Origin of the sequence: Pseudomonas tremae, from assembly GCF_001401155.1 — a bacterium.
Lineage (GTDB): Bacteria > Pseudomonadota > Gammaproteobacteria > Pseudomonadales > Pseudomonadaceae > Aquipseudomonas > Aquipseudomonas tremae.
Map to the genome: position 1 here is coordinate 1 of NZ_LJRO01000085.1, position 349 is coordinate 349.

Consider the following 349-nt stretch of genomic DNA (forward strand, 5'->3'; position numbering starts at 1 on the left):
ATATTGACCGGCCTGTTGGCATTTTGTCCTTTGCTCGCAGTTTCAGCAGAGGACCCACCTTCGGCTGCACCGGACGTTACTATCCGCACCGATGGGGACAAAACCATTCAGGAATACCGCCAGAACGGCTTTCTGTATGCTGTGAAGATTACCCCCAAACACGGCAAGCCCTATTTTCTGGTGCGATCCGATGGTACAAGTCCCAATTTTATCCGTTCGGACCAACCGGACATGCTGATCCCGGAGTGGAAAATATTCGAATGGTAGCCACCTACATTCACTTTAATTGCTGGCAGTTCTGACATGTCCGTTTTTACCCCGTTGGCCCGGCCCGAGCTGGAAGCATTTC

Annotated in this window: 1 protein-coding gene; it reads left to right on the forward strand. The window is 51.6% G+C overall.

The window, feature by feature from the left end; translation table 11 throughout:
* The coding region (locus ALO43_RS06545; RefSeq protein ID WP_235812524.1) for a DUF2782 domain-containing protein at positions 1-267 on the forward strand (267 nt) is incomplete at its 5' end.
* Positions 268-349: the final 82 nt, after the last annotated feature.